This window comes from Hufsiella arboris, assembly GCF_009834875.1.
Taxonomy (GTDB): Bacteria; Bacteroidota; Bacteroidia; order Sphingobacteriales; family Sphingobacteriaceae; genus Hufsiella_A; species Hufsiella_A arboris.
On sequence record NZ_WVHT01000003.1, the window covers coordinates 359,537 to 379,155 of the forward strand.

Sequence of the window (19,619 nt, forward strand, 5' to 3'; positions counted from 1 at the left end):
CTTAGTATGCGATTGTTATGTAACCCTTAAATACATGTTCTACACCATCGCTGCCGGTTGCCCGCAGGATATATCCGTACGAGCCCATCGGCAGGTGATCGCCTGACCAGTCGTTCTGGTAGTTAACCTTGTAATAAACTTTGTTGTAACTTTTATTATAGATTACCAGCACATTCGATTTGTAGTAATCGTTCAGACCACCGATCACGAATTGGTCATTGATGCCATCGCCGTTTGGTGTGAATAAACCCGGAATAAATAGCTTTGAGGCCAGGTCGGCGCGCTTATCCAGTACCGATATCTGAACAGGAATTAAGGAATTATTTGCCAGGGATGGATCATTGTTTGAACTCACCATGCCCCTGCCTAATTGAAAAATACCGACTTTATTACTCCTCAACCTGACTGTAATGGCTTGTTCAATAGCGGGATTCATGGAAGCAAGCGTGTAGGAAAACGACCGGTTCGTGGGTTCGAAAACCAGACCGGTTTGATCCGATGACACATAGTCGAAAGCCGTAGTTAAAGTATCGGCGAACCGGACATTCAGCGCCACATCCGGACCGTTATTTTTAAGTTTATAAGTAAAGGCCACGGTATCGCCTAAATTGATCTGGTCACGGCTTACTGAAGCAGTAACCTGTACATCAGCCCTACCGTCCACATAGAAGATCCGTGGCTGTTCAACCGTTCCATCGATCTTATCCTGCTGCTGAACTATTTCCGAACTGATATGATCCGGAGTGCCGGGACCCATTATCTTGTTCCCGGATTTTACACCAGCGATAATTTGATGCTTTCCTGCCTGCCCTGAGGCGATAGTAATTGGAAACACCTTATTTTGTTGTTTGTCGAATATCTTCACCTCAACATTCTTTCCATCCTGATCGTCATTACCATAAACCGGAATAAAGGCGATCGCTTGTCCATCTGTCATTTTTGTAAGCTGTGCCACAGAAACAACCTGGCCTTCGATATAAACCCTTATTTCGTATCTCGACGGGTCGTTCACCTGGTTGCCATCCTGCACAATTACCGCGGTGACTGACATGTTATTTTTAAAGTCTATCGTGTTAACCTTTACATTCGGATCTGTAGTGCTGCTTACCGAAGTTTGAGGATTGTTCACCTCGACCGGCGTTCCTGCAACAGGATTTGTTAGCGCCTGGATGAAATCACTTTCGCTTTCTTTGTCAGCCGGAGCAAAAGCCGGAACCGTTATTCCGTTGTTACTTAAAAATCTGTAGCCTTTACCCGGACGCAGGTATTTCAGGCTTCCCGACCAGCTTTGCGTTGATGCGTTGTATTGAGAGAATTCTTCCTGGCTCATCACGACATCTTTATCGGCCGGTTTAAAGTTTTTGAAGTAGCTTTTCACATCGATGTTCATGCTCATCGGGTAACCCATCCAATTCCAGCCTTTATTGAGCTGAACCAGGACCTGCTGTTGCTGTGGCTGTCCCAATACCCGAAGAGTATCGTCATGGGCCACGCTGATCATATAACTGGAGATCAGACTGATGCTGTCTAAATTTCCTACCCAACCCATTTTCTGTGAATACTGGCTATAAGCGTTGTTTCTCAGCGTTTTAATTACATCTCCGGGAGTAGATTTAAGCGATTTCAATACATTCTTTACAGACATATCCGGGTTCTTTGAATTGAGCGATACCCAGTTCCAGCCTTTTTTGAGGATGATGCTTTGGATCACTCCTTCCGCGTGGGCAATGTATGGATTGGTAACGTCGCCGACTATGCCTCCGGAGATAAAATCAAGCCTTTCTTTTGATTGATATTCAACACCGGGATAAGCGTCCCACAAACGGAAAGTCAGTTGCTCGACATTTGGATTGTTTGAATAAGCCGTTACGTAAGCGACATATTTTTGCTGCGTTTCATCAAATTCAACCTGCGCCACGCCACGGCATTGTTCGCCCACAAACACAGCGATCTTATCGCGTGAATCTTTTGAAATAAGCGTATCCGTTTCGTTCCGGCTGAATTGGGAAGTGATATTCATCGAATAGCGAAAGTTCGCCGGGTTAACTTTCCAATCAGGCGGAGTGCGCAGTACGCTCACTTCAACATATAGGTTTTGCGGTTTATTATTTACCATAGCAACCACTGTGTCCGTGTAGATTGCAGTGTTAAGGCTCCTGTCAATTGAAAAGTCAATATTCACCTCGCCAAACGGCAGCACTTTCCCGCTCTTTACGGTCGGCTTCAGCCATTGCGGATATTTAACCAGCGAAAACGATTGATTTAGCGCCGTTTTGTTTTTGATCTTCGCGCTGAATGATCCGCCCACATTTTCGATCGAATTGATCGCAACATTTGCCGGATCCCAATAAACCGGGCTACGGTTCACTACGAAAGACCAATTGATTGTGTCAGTTATCAGGTTGCCGGTATTATCCCGAAGATTCTGAAGACTGGCCACAAGTTCCACGTTTTCATAATCATTGATCAGCGTTTCAGGCACGGTACGGATCTCGATATTTTTTCCGTTGCAAATCAAGGTCGCCGGGATTTCCTTGCCGTTATCTTTGCGTGTCAGTTTTGCCAGTACGGGATTTACTTTATCATCGCAGGAAAGGTCCTTGTTAAACACGACACCGATATAATCTCCAATTCGTAAAATGCCGTCTTTCGGACTTGGAAGACCGAAAGCCACTGCTGAAACCCGATCAATTTTGCCGCGGTAGACGGGTGAATAATTCACATCCACGCCAGCACAAACTGCAACCGCTCTCAGTTCATATTCACCGTCATCAAGGCCTTTCACATTGAATGTATAGTTATAATACTTTTCATTGAGCTGACTTTTTGGAACGGTTACAACAGTTTGCCATTGAGAATTCAGAAAGAGTGTATTTAATTTCCTGTATTCAAGGCTTACAGTAGTTAGAGGAGATCCGGCAGAGGCATCGTATTTGCTGAAAGCAACGTACAATTCGTCATTGTTCGATTGATTTACAAGCCAGTTGTTTCCGGGACGGAACAGATCTACTTCGCTGCATTTATTCTGGAAATATGCGTTTATACTCACCCGCGGATGGGTTTCAACACCACCGCTACCTTCGATCACGTCATCCAGCGTGTTATCGCAGGTTGAAAACATCACCAAAGAAAGATTTTCATAAACGCTCGACGAAGGTCCGCGAAAAACTTCTACCGGCAGATTGTACGATTTTCCTGTCGGGATGGTGAACGTTGCTTGCCCGTTTACCGCGTCCTGGCCGGCAACCAGCACGCGGGCGCCGTTCGGATTGCTCAACGGATCGAGTTTAACTGCATACTCAACTGTTTCGTCACTTTCACTACGGTTTGCAATCGTAATACTGAACTTTGCAGATTGATCGGCGGGAACATTCCGCTGTTCATTTGTACCGTTTATGGTTACGGCCGGCAGGTGGCGATATTGGGTATAATCTTCATGCGGACAGCTTGATGAGCCAGTCACCGTTTTGAAGATCGGGGTTCCGTAGCGGCGGTCTTCAAACAATCCGACAGAAAAGAAATCGCCAAGGTCATTATCCTCCATATGGTAGGAAACCGTTTTGGTATTTTGTGTAGATGACCCGGAACCTTTTGTATCCAGCATCCGGACAGTCATCAGTGCACCGGCTTCAAGCGAGTTGAAATCGCCTGCGTGAATGCCAAGGCCGATCTTTGCCTCGGTGTTCACGTACACTGAAAATTCTGTCGACGTTTCTGTGAGCGTGTCAATGGTTAAAGTGTTATCATACAAAGCGCCGGCGCTGAATGAAATATTGCCACCCACAACGCCTTTGATCTGATCCGGCAACGTTCGCACCGTCGGGTTCTTCCGGGCTTTGTCATTATCATCCAGCGCTTTGTTCCATGCTTCAAGGTTCGCCTGGTTTTCGAGCATTTCTTTATTCAACTGAACAAGGGTGGCATCTGTGATACTTGTTGAACCGTTCTTCTTTTGAAGTTGCGCATCGTTAAACTTACTTTTTGACAAACCGAGTATCGTTTGCAGTTGAGGAATGAGTGTATGTTTAATATGGTATTCGGTATATAGATAAGTGGAATTGAAGCCAGTGTAATCCGCAGCGAAGGAGGTATCGCGATCCATGTCTTTTTTAGCCGGATTGTATTTTAATACATCTGTAAGAGCATACTCCATATTCAGCGATGCTCCAACATACAGGTCGCCGTCTTCACCCACCAAAGTTTCTTCTCCGGAGGTTGAAAAATCCTCGTTAAACGTAAAGGTGAAATTTGTTGTGCTTGATGAAGTATTGTCACGTCCGGCCTCGAGCTTTGCACCAACATAAACGTCCGCGCCGATCTTTCCGATGAAAGGCACATCCGTTCCTGCACCTACTTTTGCATCGACATAAGCGCCGGCACCGCCGCCTACCTGGTATTGTGTGCTGACCGACGTAGCGAATGTTGTTCCTTTGCTGATCTTAGCAGACGAAAGGTCTCCGGGCGGATCATGAAGAATAAAGAATGGTATCTGGGGCGTTTTGGTAAGGAAAGTTGAATTGCGCGGACGCTCGCCTTCCACAACGACGATGATCTCTTTTGAAACAGATTTATCGCCAACAACCGCAACAAGCTGAAGCTTCTTCTCATACGGCGACTCAAGAACAGGCTTGCCGATTTTCAATTGATACTTTACCAACCCGCCAACGCCGATCTTTATCGCTTGTCTTTCGCCTCTATCCGACACCGCATCGTATACATACACGGTTCCGCTATCCAACGGACAATCGTATTGAATGCCTTTGTACTCGTAATGCTCAAATAAACGAATATTCAGGATTGGGTTGTCGTTTTGCGCGGCCAGGTATTTCTTTTTCGGACCGAAATCCTTCAACTGAAAAACATCTGCGTCGTTCACATCGAGCTTAAGATCTTTGTGATAGATGAAAGCCAGCTCATGCGGCAACAACGCTTTAGATGTAGTAACCTTAGTTATCGTAGTGTCTTTTCCCGGAGCAATGGTGTCAATTCTACCAGAAGGAAGTGTAACCGTTTTTGGCGGTGTATGAATAGTTTCAGTTTTTGATGTACTCAGTGTCGTTGTATCTCGTTGCGCCAGATTAACCTGCAGCGGGCCATAATTCTTTTTGAAATATTCCAGCTTATTGTCGTCAGGCCCGATGTTGGTGAAGATGCCGGTGATCTCCACCTCGAAATCCGTAGCGGGCAATACCAACGTCTTGATACCGTTGGTCGCGCCAGAAGGCGGATTATTTGTTTGTCCGTCCGCATAAATCGTGTAGCTTTTATTCAGGTTCGCAGCTGCTGAAGTACTCGGATTCCAGCCAGTTCTTTTACCACGGAGAGATACCAGAATATTATCTCCGATTGGTGCGTTACAACCAGCCTGGATTTTGATATTCAGCGTGTCAGTTTTGCGATCCTCAAAGTCAATTCCGTTTACAGCCGAATTCATGACGATCGACTTCACACTGTCGGCAGTACCGCCACCTTTAAAAATAATCGGATGGTTCTTAAATCTTGTCTTTACCAGGTAAGTGCCAGCATCATAAATTGTAACCGAGTATGATCCATCCGCTTTCGTTTTAATCCCCGAGCTTTTACCGTTCACAAAGATCTCCGCTCCTTCAACCGGCAATATAACCGGTACTTCTGCATTATTCGGATAGTAAACTTTTCCGCTGATTGATAGTGCAGTGGTATCCGTAAAATCAACTGCCGACGCGGTTGCGCTGTTAATATCCAGCTTTCGTACCAGCTTATCGGGATTAAATTTATGATCCGAGTAAGATGGCGTCACCGTAAAGGAAGCTTCATTTGCTCCGAAATATATTTCTCTTAATTCGTAGTAACCTGCTGCATCTGTGGTTGTTGTATACGTCCTTAATATTCCTTCAACGGTGCCATTCGCTGTAACCGTTACCCCAGATACACCGGAATTTTGCTTGCTGCGGACGTTGCCCGAAATTTTACCAATGGCTTTTTTGTATCCTGAATCTGCTTTTTCGACGAACACCTCTGATCCGTTGATCGGAAGAATCGAATACTTGTAAGTCTTACCCGGAACACCATCAAAATCGGAATACGATTTGGAAGTTTTGTTTAATACAGCAAGCTCCTCGCCGTCCCTGAAAACCTTGATATCTGTTGCAAACTTGGAAAGATCGCTCCAGGTTAAAATAACTTTATTGTATTCTCCGTCTGAAGCGGTGAAAGTATTTGAGTATACAAAGTTGTTCACAGCATTCGAAGGATCGGATTTTTGGTCACCCCAACTGGAGCGGCCCGTGGCGTTAAGCTGCGTTTTTACGGTATAAGTATGCGTAGTATTTGTAACCGGAGAGTTGTCGCGATATGTCCTCGCTGTTCCGACAGCGGTGCCTATCAACGTTCCGTCGCGATAGATTCCATATTCAATATAGCTATCGGGAACATTACTCCCCTTCTGCCAGGCAAGATCGATGTACGTTACATCTCTGTTGATTACACTAGTCAGATTTAAGGGTTTCTTTAAAGCTGCCGTTGTAACGCTGATGTCTCCGGAGCTGTTATCAAAGTTTTTACTTTCGGTAACACAGCTTCCGTATACAGCAGGCGACGTACATCCGTCGCCATCCTTGTGTACTGATAGTGTCCAGGTTTGACTATAACCAGGACCGAGTATTACCAGCTTTGAAGCATTGTCCTGGTCGTTGCTGACAGCATCACTGAACGATAAACTATTGCTCTTTACCCCTCCTTTTACAGTTTGTCCGGTTGTTTTCCCCCATTTCCAGTTCGTACTGCCTTTGTCCTCCGGGTACTTCGCCATATCACCGAAGGAAAACGTGCCCTGGTAATCGCTTCCACCAGCGTCATAACTATAATTCTGCGCTTTCGACTGGCTGAAAAATGCTAGGAAACTTAATACAAGCAGCAAATTCCGAAAGTAACTGCCGGAATTCCGAAACGCTAACTGTTGAATAACAGAGGGTAAAGTTCTTGCCATAATATTAGGTTTAAATCGCCGGTAAAGGCGGCTTTGAACGTCAAAACTATGGCACTGATTGTACTGAAAATCAGGAATGTATGTAAACGCCGGAACTATGTATGCAAACGACTGGTCTTCGGTTGCAGCATTCCTTATAAGAAGCTAAAGTTTCTAAAAAACTCTTCTTTATAGTTTCGGCCAAGTGGAATATCATAAGGCCCGAGAATGATCGAGTAATCATTGAAAGTTTGCAAACGATTAAGATTGATCGCATATGATCTATGCACACGTACAAACTGAGGATGACTGAATTTTTCGAGCACATGCTGCAGGCTGTTGCGCAAAGCATATTTTTTATCACTTGTATGAATGTACGTATGATTGCTGTCTGCTTCAAGGTAATAAACATCGCTTAACAGGATTTTCACGAAGCGATAATTCTGTTTGACAAACACTGCATCGTTAAAATATAAGATGGTTTCATTACCCGGCTCTTTTACTTTAGGTGCATCTATTGAAACGACCTTAGCTTCTTTACTCTTCCTAACTGCAAACTGATGCAGGGCCATTTCTATCGCTATACGCAGATTGGCTGGCTGATAAGGCTTGGTTAAGTAGGCGGCCGGCATGGTGTCTTTCGCCCGGTCAATAGTATTCTTATCGCCAAACGCAGTTAGATAGATAAACGGAATCTCTTTTACTACGCTGATCTTTCGCGCCGTCTCTATGCCATCCCAGTCGCCTTTTATGTGAATATCTAACAGTACCAGGTCGATACCCTGGCTTTTGATAACTTCGAGCGCTTCGGGCCCGTTATCGACAATTCCGACTACCGTGTAACCGTCCGCCTGCAGGCTTTCTTCAAGACCCATTGCCAGGATTCCCTCGTCTTCTACGATTAAGATATTTACGGCTTCATTCATAAATTATGCAGTTTTCTTCCATTTACTCAAGGGAATATTTATGTTGAGCACCGCGCCATCCTGGTTTTGCAAGTCGCAGCTTCCGCCCAGTTGTTTTGAAAGAACTTTAACCAATTTTATCCCGAACGACTTCTGCGGCTGGTTCCATATGCTTAATGGTAATCCAGGACCATTATCGCTGACGGACAGCTCAAGGCCGTTTTGACTCTTTAAAGAAACAGACAAAACCGGGTTTGAAACATTGGCGAATGCATATTTAAACGAATTGGTTATCCATTCATTGATGATCAATCCCAAAGGCAGCGCCACGTCGACGTCAAGCTCTTCCACTTCGACATCAATACGGATTTCGACCCGGTCATCCGCATAGCCAAAAGACTGCATGATGCTTCCTATGAGATCGGTAATGTATTCCTTCATGTTCACCATATTCGGATTTTCCTGTTGGTAAAGGCTGCGGTGAATAAGCGACATCGCCTCAATACGCTGCTGCCCGATCCGGATAGCTTGCCGAGATTCTTCATCCGTCAAACGGTTCGATTGCAGGCTCAGCAAGCTGGTTACTATTTGGAGGTTGTTTTTTACGCGATGATGCAGTTCTTTCATCAACACCTGGAGTTTTTCCGACTGGCGGGTGATCTCACGGTTACTTCGCTTGATCATCCTGAACTGGTAGAAGAGCAGCCCAAGCAATAAAATGAACACAGACAGCCCGACTATAAAAGCGATGATCACTGAGGACTGCCAGCGATTTTTCTTTCCGAGTAGAAGGATTTTCTGGCTATTGCGTTCCGTTTCATATTTAACCTGAAGTTCGCTCATCTGGCGGGTGTTGTTCAGCACATTCAGCGAATCCTGCATACTGCTGAATTGGCGGTAATATCCGAAAGCCCGTTTATAATCGCCGATATAACCGAAATATTGATACAGTGCACGCATGATCTCCATCTCACGAAATGGATTTTTTATCACGCGAGTGAGTTCCAGCGATTTGGTCAGGTAATCTAATCCTGCTTTATAATCATTATGTCTGTAGCTCGCAATGGCCAGCCAGCAATATGCATAGGTTAGTGATAAGCGGCGATTGTATTTGAAGCAAAGCGGGATACTTTTGTTGCCGTAATACATGGCTTGTTTGTAATTCCCTCCCTCGGCATAGTACTGGCAGATATTATCGTAATAGGCGATGCGATTACTTTCATATTTACGGTTGCTTTCAGCAATTCGCAAACCGCGAAGATGCAAGGCAAGTGATTGCCGGATAAGCGTACTGTCATTAACATCACTTCCTTTTGCTTTGCTGAACATGGCCTGCAGGCGAATCATGTAGATAATGTTCACCGTATCCTTTAAGCGCTTTGCAGCCTCCAGACCTTTATTAGCGGCATCAAAAGCAAAGGCATAATTTCCTTTTTCTTTATGGATGTTACCGATAATTGAATATATGATGGGAAGCTTTGCGTCGAATTGATAGAAGTTGGCGTCTTTGAGTGCCTTTACAGCCATCTTCATCCCCTCTTCGTGATCGGTAACACGCCAGAAATATTTCGCTTTAAGCACCTCCGACTCAACTTTTGCTTCAGGATAAGCAGCATATTTAGCCAGCGAATCGCTAAGTGCAAGCATGCTATCCGGTGTTTCGATAACACCATTGCCAATGTCGATGAGCTGCCTTATTCGTTTACGCGCGTCGTCATCTCCATCATTTAAAGCTTCTCTCCCTGACCTACCGGTACAAGCTGTAAACAAAATAAATCCGAAAACTAAAGCTTTTGTGTACAGCCTGATATTCATTTGGTTAGCGACGCGAAATCTCGCTTTAACAAATATCCTTTTTTTTAACTTAAGTAAAAGCGATATAACAAATAAAACAAAGTATGAAAAACGGATTATTAAAATGTTCTTATTTTTATTCTAAAACCTAACAATTAATAGAAATCCGAACACTTAACCGATTCGGCAAACTGCCTGTATCCTCCATTGCGATTCGGAAAGCTGACTTCGTAACCAATGCTTCCTTCAGTAGTTCCTGTGGTATTTCCGTATCCCAGCCGGGACGTTGTCGCATCGTGACTTACCCCCAACCTGATCTTTTCATCGCGATAGGAACCTGAGAAAATATCGAATATTAGTGAAACGACAACGGCATCCGGTCCGCCCTGGCTATTGTTACGATACCAAATTCCTGCATTCAGCGCATTTTTCTTTACCTGCAATCCCGCACTGTAAGCTATTGATTTGCTTTGGCTATACACCACCACCGAGGGGATTGCGTACAAATTATCCTCATCATATCCGCCGGCGATCAGTCCAAGACGATAACTCATATAAGCCGTTGTGCGCATAGGTAATGGCGACTTCATTCCTGTAAAGGATTCATTTGGCTTGTTGAGATGCTGTACTGCGCCTCCCGCCATGAAATTGCCAACAACAAGGTTGATACCGGCTCCTGAATCGAAATAATAGCGATTATTGTATTGCAGCGGTCCGGCGGAACTGGCGGCTCCTGGAACTATACCCGTGTGAACATCCAACTGGTCGGAAAACACAAGCTTCGTCTCGTCAATCCTGTTGTTGGTAATCCCTGCTTGCAGTCCGAACGAAAGATTGAAATTATCTGAACCTACTGCATAGGAATAAACACCTGCAATGTTGTTTTTTGTCCAGAAAGCCGTTCCCTCGCTGGTGTGATTTACAATTAACCCGATGCCGCTGTTAAATTCCGGTAACTGGTAATCAAGGGAAGCTGTCATGTAGTTGAGTGTTCCCGGGACGGCTGTCCATTGGTTTCTATAAATAAAGTTCACCCGCAAATCTCCTTTGAACTGACCGTTAAGTGCCGGGTTCAAATACACGGGTGCGTTGTAAAACTGGGAATAAATATGGTCCTGTGCCCTGCCCGTCAATATACCGAACAAGCACAAAAAACCAACTGCAAATCTCCTCTTCATACTTATCGGATTAAATGAATAACTCCCACCCTTTTGGGCTCCTTGCCGTCATATGCCATACCTTTCCACTCGGAACCGTTTTTAAATTTCGCTTTGATTTCCCAGACATAAACGCCCTGCGGTGCCGGTATGCCGTTCATCATGCCGTCCCAGCCCTCTGTTGGTGTTCCTGTATCGTCGAGAGCGGTGCTTTCCCACAATTGCTGCCCCCATTTATTGAATACACGCATCCGCCATTCGCTCATGCCGGTTGCCTTAACACGGAATACGCTTAGTTCCGGCGAACGGCTTCCTGGTATAAAAGCGTTTGGCACGAACAGCTTTCCTTCGACGCTGTTGATCTTCACCATTTTCGCTATCGTATCGGCGCAACCATTTTTATTCATAACGATCAGCCGTACGTTGAAATATCCCGTATCGGTATAGGCATGTGTCGGACTTTGCAATGTTGAGAAAGTGCCATCTCCGAAATCCCAGCGCCATTTATTGGGCCTTTCCGGCGACTTATCCTGGAAAACGAAGCTATATTTCGGCACAGTTATTTCTGTTCCGGGATCGACATCGAATGCAGCCTTTGGTTTCGGATAAACATTAATGTAGTCTGGCAAAACGAGGGTATCGGTACAACCGTAGGCGGAAGTTGCAATTATTTTCACCGTGAACGGCGAGCCCACATGATCGTAAATATGTACCGGGTTTACTTCGGTTGAATAAGTTCCGTCGCCAAACTCCCAGCGATAACTTTTAGCATTTTTCGTTTGGTTATTAAATACTACCGCGATTTTGCCACAGCCTTCTGTCGGCGCCGCTGTGATTTTAAATTCCGGATTCGGGTAAACTTCAACAGAATCAATAGCGTAATTCTCGGCGCAGCCATTGGAAGCGGTTACTTTTACCCGGTATTTTCCAGGCTGTTTGTAAATGTGTTTGAAGATTTCCGGCGCCGTACTGCTTTGCTCAACGCTTCCGTCACCGAAATCATAGACATAAGTTTTCGCACGGACACTGTTGTTCTTGAATTCGGTGTAAAATGGTGCACAGCCTTTTCGCTCGCCAACCACTACCACACTGGCAACTACATCATTCGGGAATACTCGAATGCTGTAGCTGGCAGAGTCAATACCGCATTCGTTTTGCGCAACCATCGTAACCTTGAAATTTTTCAAAATATTGGTGGTGTAGATATGGCTGACAGTGCGTGTGTCGTCGTATGTTTCCGCAGGTGTGCCATCGCCAAACTTGAAGGTGTATTTGTTGCCGGTTCCGGGTGAAAGATTTGTAAAATTCACTTTGAACGGCGAACATCCTGAAAGATTATCAGGCGTAAAAATTGCGATCGGTTTTGGTCTCACCCACACTGTGTCAGTTACACTTTTTGATCCGCAGCTTGGCGTCGCCGAGGTTAAAGTGACGAAGTATAAACTGTCGCGGCCATCTGTACGCGCATCGAATGTTACGGCATCCGGATAGGTTTTATCCGAAGTTTGTCCGTTACCAAAATCCCAATGGAAAGTTACATCGTCAAAAGAACTGCTCTTATTATCAAATTGAACCGTCAGCGGGCCGCAGCCTTTTTTTACGCTCATTGTAAACTTCGGTGTCACGTTTGAGCGTGTGCCGAATGTATGTTCATAGCTTACACTGTCGCAGCCGAACTTACTGATCGCAACCAGTTTAATTACCACGCCGGTTGTAGTGAAGGTATTGATTGTATAACCTGGAAAAGTGATTCCTTTGCCGATATATCTTCCATCAGCGTACCAGTGATAGTCTCCGTTGCCATCTGCAAAATCAACGACACGGATGTTGCTAGCATCGATAGCGAAAGGAACGCAGCCTTTTTCTTCAGTGTAGGTGTAATTAGCTTTTGGAAGAGGGTTCACTGTGATAGTGATGATGTTACTTTCGAGTGGAACAGTACATTGCCCGGATTTAATAACACGTTTGAATTTGGTGGTTTTAGTGAGCGCATCAGGCTGGTAAGAAGCAGTATTAGCGCCGAAAATGTTTTTAAATCCTGTTCCGTCGCCAATATCTTTTTGCCACTGGTAGGTATAATTACCGTCGCCACCCGTTGGCGCCTGAATCTCGGTTAATGGAAGCGGAACTTTTGCATAACACACTGATTGATCAGTGCCGACCACATTATTCGACAATGCAGGCTGAACTGTTACTGTTTTAACTGTACTAACACTCAGGCATTGCCCGGAAGTAACCGTCCGACGAAATGATGTTGTTTGTGTAAGACCTGTTACGATCAGGCTCTGGTTCGTTTCACCGGGGATCACCGTCCAGCTCAGGCTGTCGGTACTGCTTTCCCATTTAAATTCATAATTTATATTATCGCCACCGGTTGGTTTTTCACCATTGATCGTCACGTCCGATCCCGAGCAAACGGTTGGCACTGCGGAAATTTTGTTTTCTAAAGGTGCAAGGTTTGTGATCGTAACGGCATCTTCGGTATAACCGCATTGTTCGTTAGAAATCCGCCAAACAAAATTGTAGATCTTTCCGGCAATTAAGCCGCTGGCTTTCGCATCCGGAATAGTATCATTATCAAAAGTAATTTCCGAGCGCGAAGGAGAAAGCGTCCATTTACCTTTTGATCCGGCATTAGCCGAATTTCCATGTAATTGATAGGTTGTTTGTGCACATAGTGTTTCATCCTCCCCGGCTTTGGCCTGGATTGGCGGATCGTTGACTGTTATCGTCGTGATAGTCGATGAGTCAGGGTTGCATACGCCATTTTGAACCCAGGCACGGTATTCCCGTGTTTTTGTTAAACCGGAGTAGTTGATAAATACGTTGGTTCGAAAAACCCGCGTCCAGTTCGAGTCACCTTTGTCTCTGTATTCCCAATAAATAGGTGTACCAATATACCGGTCGAGGTTAATCCGCCGTTCTGCCGCATCACCTGAACACACAATGTAATTTGAAGTTGTTTCTCCACCTTTGCTCGGCTCGTTTACAACAACGCTGATTCCAGTTGTGTACACAGGCTGACAGTTCGGACCGAGGCTTTTTATTTTAACACGATAGAAAAGTGTGTTCTGGATGTTGGTGAAAGTATGTGTATCACTAGTCTCAGCAATAATAATCGGATTAGTAAAACTTGCGTTGTCAGACGTCTCCCACTGTTCAATCACTCCTTTGCTGTATCCTGCCAATCTTAAAGTAGATGGATCTCCTTTACAAACTATAGCCGGAGATGGGGTAACCGCACCTGCTAGCGGTTGCGGATAGACCTGGAAGGTATCACGTGCTGCGGTGGTAACACATGGAGCATCAACCGCATCATTGTATAACTGCCAGCTAAGAATATATTCACCCGGAATCAGGTTACTGATACTGGTGTTGTATTGCGTATCGTCGGCGATGGCAGCATTACCGCCGGTGGGCTGGCTTTCTATTTTCCACTTCCCGGTTTCATTGTAGACCGAACGCGGCTGATTGGCTCTTATTAACCGGTTGTTGTTCGCCGTTTCTGTATTATCACAGACATCTGCAATCGCAGTAATCTGAGCCACCATTTTCGGCCTGATCGTAATCCTGACATCATCAGGTTTAGAAGGACACGGTGCTTGCCCGTTTAAGGTCCAGGCAAACGTGTAGGCATTACCGGGAGTAAGATTTTTAGCGATCGCATCTGCGTGACTTGCATCCGGCGAGAAGGTTACCTCGGGATGGCCGGATACTGTCCATAAGCCAGTAAAACCTGTTTCCGCATTCCCGTTTAACTGGTATTCGGTTACATTACAAACAATTTTATCATCGCCGGCATGAGCGTCGGGAACGGTTGGATTAACAGTGATTTTAACTGTATTTGATGTAGATTCCGGGCAGTCACCATTTTTTACGACCGCGCGATACCAAGTGGTGGTTTGCAAATTCAGATAAGGTTGTGTAGTTGAAGAATAGCCCGTATTTGACCATGTCAGACTATCCGCACTTGACTGCCAGGTAATCACCCCTCTGGAATTAGCGAGAGTTACATTTCCGCTAGCACTCCCCAAACACCAGGTTCTCTCTCCGGTTGCATCACCTGCCTTGGTTGGCAGAGTAAATTCGATCTTTACAACATTTGATGGCACAAAATCACAAGCTGCGTTTTCGCCAAAGACCTTAACTCTAAAAAACCTGATACCCGCCGAATTATCCGTCAGAGCATAAGTTAGCTGATCGTCATTACTCGTAATATCGGTCCATGACCCAGTAGCCGAGGTGGACGTTTGCCATTTAAAATGTGCGCCATCGCTGCCGTCAAGGGTGAGTGTCACCGGAGTTCCCTCGCAAACGGTTTGCGCATTCTTCAATACGCCGGGCTCGGGATCTTTGTAAATATTGATAGTAACCTCTTTTTCCGCACCTTCGCATGGCACGTCGTTTACCAGCTTGTAACCGAGTATGTATTTGCCCGGAATTGTATTTTTTAATGTGGCACTTGCCATTTGAGCGTTAGTAATGGTAGCGCCGCTTCCTGTTGGAAAATTTATAATCCGCCATTCACCGTGCTCGTAAGCGTGGGCAGGTGATGTGCCTGTGAGCGTGACCGTGTTATTTGAAAGCGCGTTCCAATGACAAAGATCAGTCGCGGAAGCGTCGGCATCCGCCGGTTTTGGACGAACGGTGATAGATACAAAATCCCACTTCTCACCGCAAGGGTAAGGAGTCGCTAAAGTCCCCTTTATTCTCCATTCGAACTTATAAGGATTATCGTCGGGAACAAGCCCGCTCACAACAGCATGCGGATCATGCGAAGCGTAAGTAATTCCGGTTTGGCCCGATATTAAAGTCCATGTTCCCTGTCCGACGGTTGGTGCTTCAGCGGTCATCGGATAAGTTGGCTGATCGCAGATCTTTGTATCGGATCCAGGCCTAGGAGTCGAAACCGGCGGAACTACAGTGATCGTAGTTTCGGTAGAATAAGCTTCAGGGCAGTATGCTCCGTTCTTAACCACTGCGCGATACTTTGTAGTTACTGACAGATCGGTGTATTCATACTGATTCGTAGCATTTGCGATATCTATCCAGACTGTTCCGGTATTGTATTGCCATTTTTGAACGTCTCCGGTTACTGTCGTAAGATCGAGTGTTACATAACCGTGGTTTGAATCTTTACACACGGTAGCTGCTCCAGAGCTAACACCACCGACTGATTTAGGAGTGACATTAATAACTTTTACATTGGAGAAATCCTGGCCCGGGCAAGTCGGATCCAAACTGCTTACCCGAACGCGGTAATATGTGGTTTGTGTCAGAGCGGTTGGAGTGTAAGTATTTCCACTTCCCGGGATGTCTGTAAAGCCTGCTGAAGCCGATGAGGACGACTGCCAGCTCGCGAATGTGCTGGTATAATGCGGAACGTACTCCAGTTGCAACGCTGTTGCGCCCTCGCAAATATTGTCGCCACCAGTAAGCCTACCGGCTATCGGCACCGGGTAAACAAACAACTGCATAGTGTTGGAAGCAGAACCGCAATCGTTTTTAACTTCCCATTTAAACACATAGGGTTTTGTCGGAGTGGTAGGACTTAGATTCCGTATCACTGCATTGTACTTATTTTCATCAGCAGGCAAAATGTAAGCGGCGCTCCCGTCAGGTTCTGATTGTATTGTCCATTTACCGGTTTCAAACGACGGAAGCGCGGAACCGTTATTGGCATTTAACGTGAACGTATTATTGGTTGGCGCAACCCAATTACACAATGAAGCATCGGCTCCGGGTAGCGGAGTGCTTAATGCTGGCAACGTAGTAATAACGACATCATCGTTATTATTTGAACAGCCGCTGCCAGTCACCGACCATTGGAAGGTGTAAGTTTGGTCAGGCAGCAAGCCTCCCGCTGTTGCATTGCGCACATTCGCATTTGGCGAAAAAGTCACTTCGGGATGGCCAACGATCGACCAGGTTCCTGTGAATGGAGCCACATCATTACCTTCAAGTACGTAGCTTGAGCGGCAGATCGTTTTATCAGCGCCTGCATTGGCGGCGGTTGCAGGTGGTTTTACAGTTACCACAATAGGTTTTGCAGTGCCATCACAACCATTTGCGTATGGCGTAACCGTATAAGTAACAGTTTTATCAACGGTACCTGAATTAACAAGAACATCATTTATTTCCGTTACTAAAATCGGCGTTGCCTGATTTGTTTTTCCTGTAACACCGGAACCCGAAGATGACCATGTATATGTTGTACCTGGCAAACTTGAATTCAGAGTAATGCCGGCCGCATTGCCGCTGCAAACAATCAAAGCGGCTGGCAATGTTAAAACTGGTCTTGGTTTAACCGGCACAGTTATATCAAAGGCTGTTCCGTCACAATTATTAGATCGCGGGGTAACAGAATAGGTTACGCTGCCCGGGTTTGCTGCATCGGTAAGCGTCAATATGTCATTAATGAAATTGCCGGTGCCATTAGCTGAAAACCCTGTTACATTTGTTCCGGTTGCAGTCCATGAAAATGAACTGCCAGCAACAAGTGTTGACGGCTGGCCTGTGCGGATATCATAATTCCCAAAACTGGTTTTATCGCAGATCGCGGCCAGTGTTTTATCCGCACCAATGTTTTTCGGACGAACAATAATATCCGCCCAGTTGTCGATCACGTCACAAGGAGATGGATTAAGTAATGATTTCACACGTAATGTAAGGCGGACTGTTGTGCCATATTCGCTCGCAGCCGGAGTATAAACCGGATTTAATATGGTTCTATCGGAAATTGTTCCGGCGGCGCCGCCTAGCCATTCGAAAGTAATTCCAGCGGGTAATGTCGAGACGCTGTTATATGTCGTGCCGTTGTAGACTATTTTTCCATCCAACGTAACATTGCCTTCCGGACAAATCGCCGCATAAGTTCCGGGCTGTGATTCCGGAGACGGCTTGAATTCTAAAACCTGTGTATCATCTGCTGTTCCGCAACTGTTAGTATGCGTAACCTTTATTGTATAGCTGCCCGTAGCAGTGAACTCAATTTCCGGATATTTTGTGTGAATATTGGAGCCTCCTTTGAAAGCCCAGCCAGCCGCCGGACTGATATCCCAGGTATATGTAGTTCCAGTCTCTTCTCCGGTTCCTCTTAGCGTTGTTTGTGTATCTCCATTTGTATTATCAAACTTAAAAGTCCGGTTTGCGCCACAATAAACTTTATCGGCAGAAAGCGTTGCAACCGGCACTTCATTTACCACAAAAAATTTATCCGGAGCGGTATAGATCCCACAGGCACTTGTAGTAACGCTTAAAGAAATGGTGTATTTACCCGCTTTAGTAAACTTAATTTCCGGACTTTGAGCTCCGGCATCATCAATCGTCCATCCTCCCGCCGTTCCGGAAACGGACCAGTTCCAGGTATTCGTTGCAGAACATGAAGCGTCAACAACAGATGTATTCTGCGGGTGAATCGTTGCAGGAGCGCACGATGGCGATGCTTCGATGATATTGAATGAAACTGTTGGCTGAGCCTGGATACAAACCGGAACTGAAACATTCGAAACCGGGCATGGCGTATAACTGGTGTATTTTATTGCAACTGTATGGTTACCGTTGGTTGTAAAGGTATGAGTTAGGCTGGTGCTTTTTGGAACATCCGTTAATACCTCCACGCCATCAACATACCAGGTATATGTGGAATTGGGATCTTCACAGGCACTGGCCGTACTTCCCGGAATAGAATTATTAACGAATGTAAGAGTCTTGTCGGCACACTGCTTCGCCGGAGTACCAATAGCTAATACTGGTTTTTTATAAACCACTACCGTTGGACGCTGTTGGGCGGAAGTCAGATCGCAAAATGGATGTCTGCTCTGCTGAATAACCTGGAAAGGCGCTCCTCCATTCTGGCAGATTGCTTTATTGTAGACGTGTGTTATTTTTTTATTGAGTGCAAGAATTTCGTATTTGGTAAGATATTGAATTGGCGATCCGTCTCCCCAATCAATAGTATAGATGTTACCATCAAAATTCCCTGACATTGCCACGGGATCAACCTCAAAAGTGATTATTCCGTTTTCACAGATTGGATCCTGGTAAACGTTGATAAACGGATTGCGCTCGGTGTTATTCAGGTAATAATAGGTTTTTGTGCTTACAACACCGTTTTTCACAGCTTTCACTGTAACTGAATAATAACTGTCGCCGGGAGTAAAGGATTGGGTGTTTCCTGAACTAAAATCAAGTGTACTGACGACGCTGCCAGTTTTTAAATCAACTATAGTTGCCGTTACAGCATCTGCGTTTGATGATTGATTAGTAAAGTTAAATGGACTTGTCGAATTGGTACAGCGACCAAAAACATCGGTTGTCGTACCAACAGTCGACTCGCCTTTCAGCTTAACAACCGGTACCGGAGATGCAGCTATACTAAAACTACCTGAAGTAACTGTTGAAGCCGGATTTGAAGACCTGACACGCACTTTATATCCGCTGCCTGTTGTTACAGATGCTGGCACGTTAAGATTTAAGAATCCTGTATAAACACCAGAATAAGCAGTAGTTGCAATTACGTTTCCACCTGCATCAAGCAATTCAGCAGTAAAAACATTTCCCTGATTAATATACCCTCCTGCTGACTGAGTGATTGTTATCGGCACCGCGATCGTCGATCCCTGGCCATAACTATTGCCCGCTCCAGGGTCAACATTCCCTACACTTATTGTCTGCCCTCTCGCAACACCTAAACCAACGCACAGACTTAAAATGCAGCACGTAAAAAACTTAGTAAAAATGTTCATCCAAATTGCGATAAGATTTAGTTAATACGTTTAGGTCGCAAAACGCCCTCTCAACCTATAATAGATCGCT

At 45.3% G+C, this 19,619-nt stretch carries 5 protein-coding genes; all 5 read right to left on the reverse strand.

What is annotated here, in order from left to right; all coding sequences use genetic code 11:
• Position 1 precedes the first annotated feature (1 nt).
• Positions 2-6,967, reverse strand: coding sequence for a T9SS type B sorting domain-containing protein (locus GS399_RS08505; protein WP_160844186.1), 6,966 nt, complete (start codon positions 6,965-6,967; stop codon positions 2-4).
• A gap of 134 nt (positions 6,968-7,101) precedes the next feature.
• Positions 7,102-7,872, reverse strand: coding sequence for a response regulator (locus GS399_RS08510; protein WP_160844187.1), 771 nt, complete (start codon positions 7,870-7,872; stop codon positions 7,102-7,104).
• Positions 7,873-7,875: 3 nt separating this feature from the next.
• Positions 7,876-9,666: a sensor histidine kinase gene (locus GS399_RS08515; protein WP_160844188.1), complete on the reverse strand. Its 1,791-nt coding sequence runs from the start codon at positions 9,664-9,666 to the stop codon at positions 7,876-7,878.
• 134 nt (positions 9,667-9,800) lie between these two features.
• Entirely contained in the window at positions 9,801-10,823 is a 1,023-nt protein-coding gene (locus GS399_RS08520) for a PorP/SprF family type IX secretion system membrane protein (protein ID WP_160844189.1), read from the reverse strand.
• Positions 10,824-10,825: 2 nt separating this feature from the next.
• On the reverse strand, positions 10,826-19,549 hold the full coding sequence (locus tag GS399_RS08525; protein WP_160844190.1) for a DUF8696 domain-containing protein: 8,724 nt from the start codon (positions 19,547-19,549) through the stop codon (positions 10,826-10,828).
• Positions 19,550-19,619: the final 70 nt, after the last annotated feature.

Excerpts from the sequence above, each read along its gene's own strand:
- GS399_RS08505 (WP_160844186.1), bottom strand. The coding sequence starts at position 6,967 with ATGGCAAGAACTTTACCCTCTGTTATTCAACAGTTAGCGTTTCGGAAT.
- GS399_RS08510 (WP_160844187.1), bottom strand. The coding sequence starts at position 7,872 with ATGAATGAAGCCGTAAATATCTTAATCGTAGAAGACGAGGGAATCCTG.
- GS399_RS08515 (WP_160844188.1), bottom strand. The coding sequence starts at position 9,666 with ATGAATATCAGGCTGTACACAAAAGCTTTAGTTTTCGGATTTATTTTG.
- GS399_RS08520 (WP_160844189.1), bottom strand. The coding sequence starts at position 10,823 with ATGAAGAGGAGATTTGCAGTTGGTTTTTTGTGCTTGTTCGGTATATTG.
- GS399_RS08525 (WP_160844190.1), bottom strand. The coding sequence starts at position 19,549 with ATGAACATTTTTACTAAGTTTTTTACGTGCTGCATTTTAAGTCTGTGC.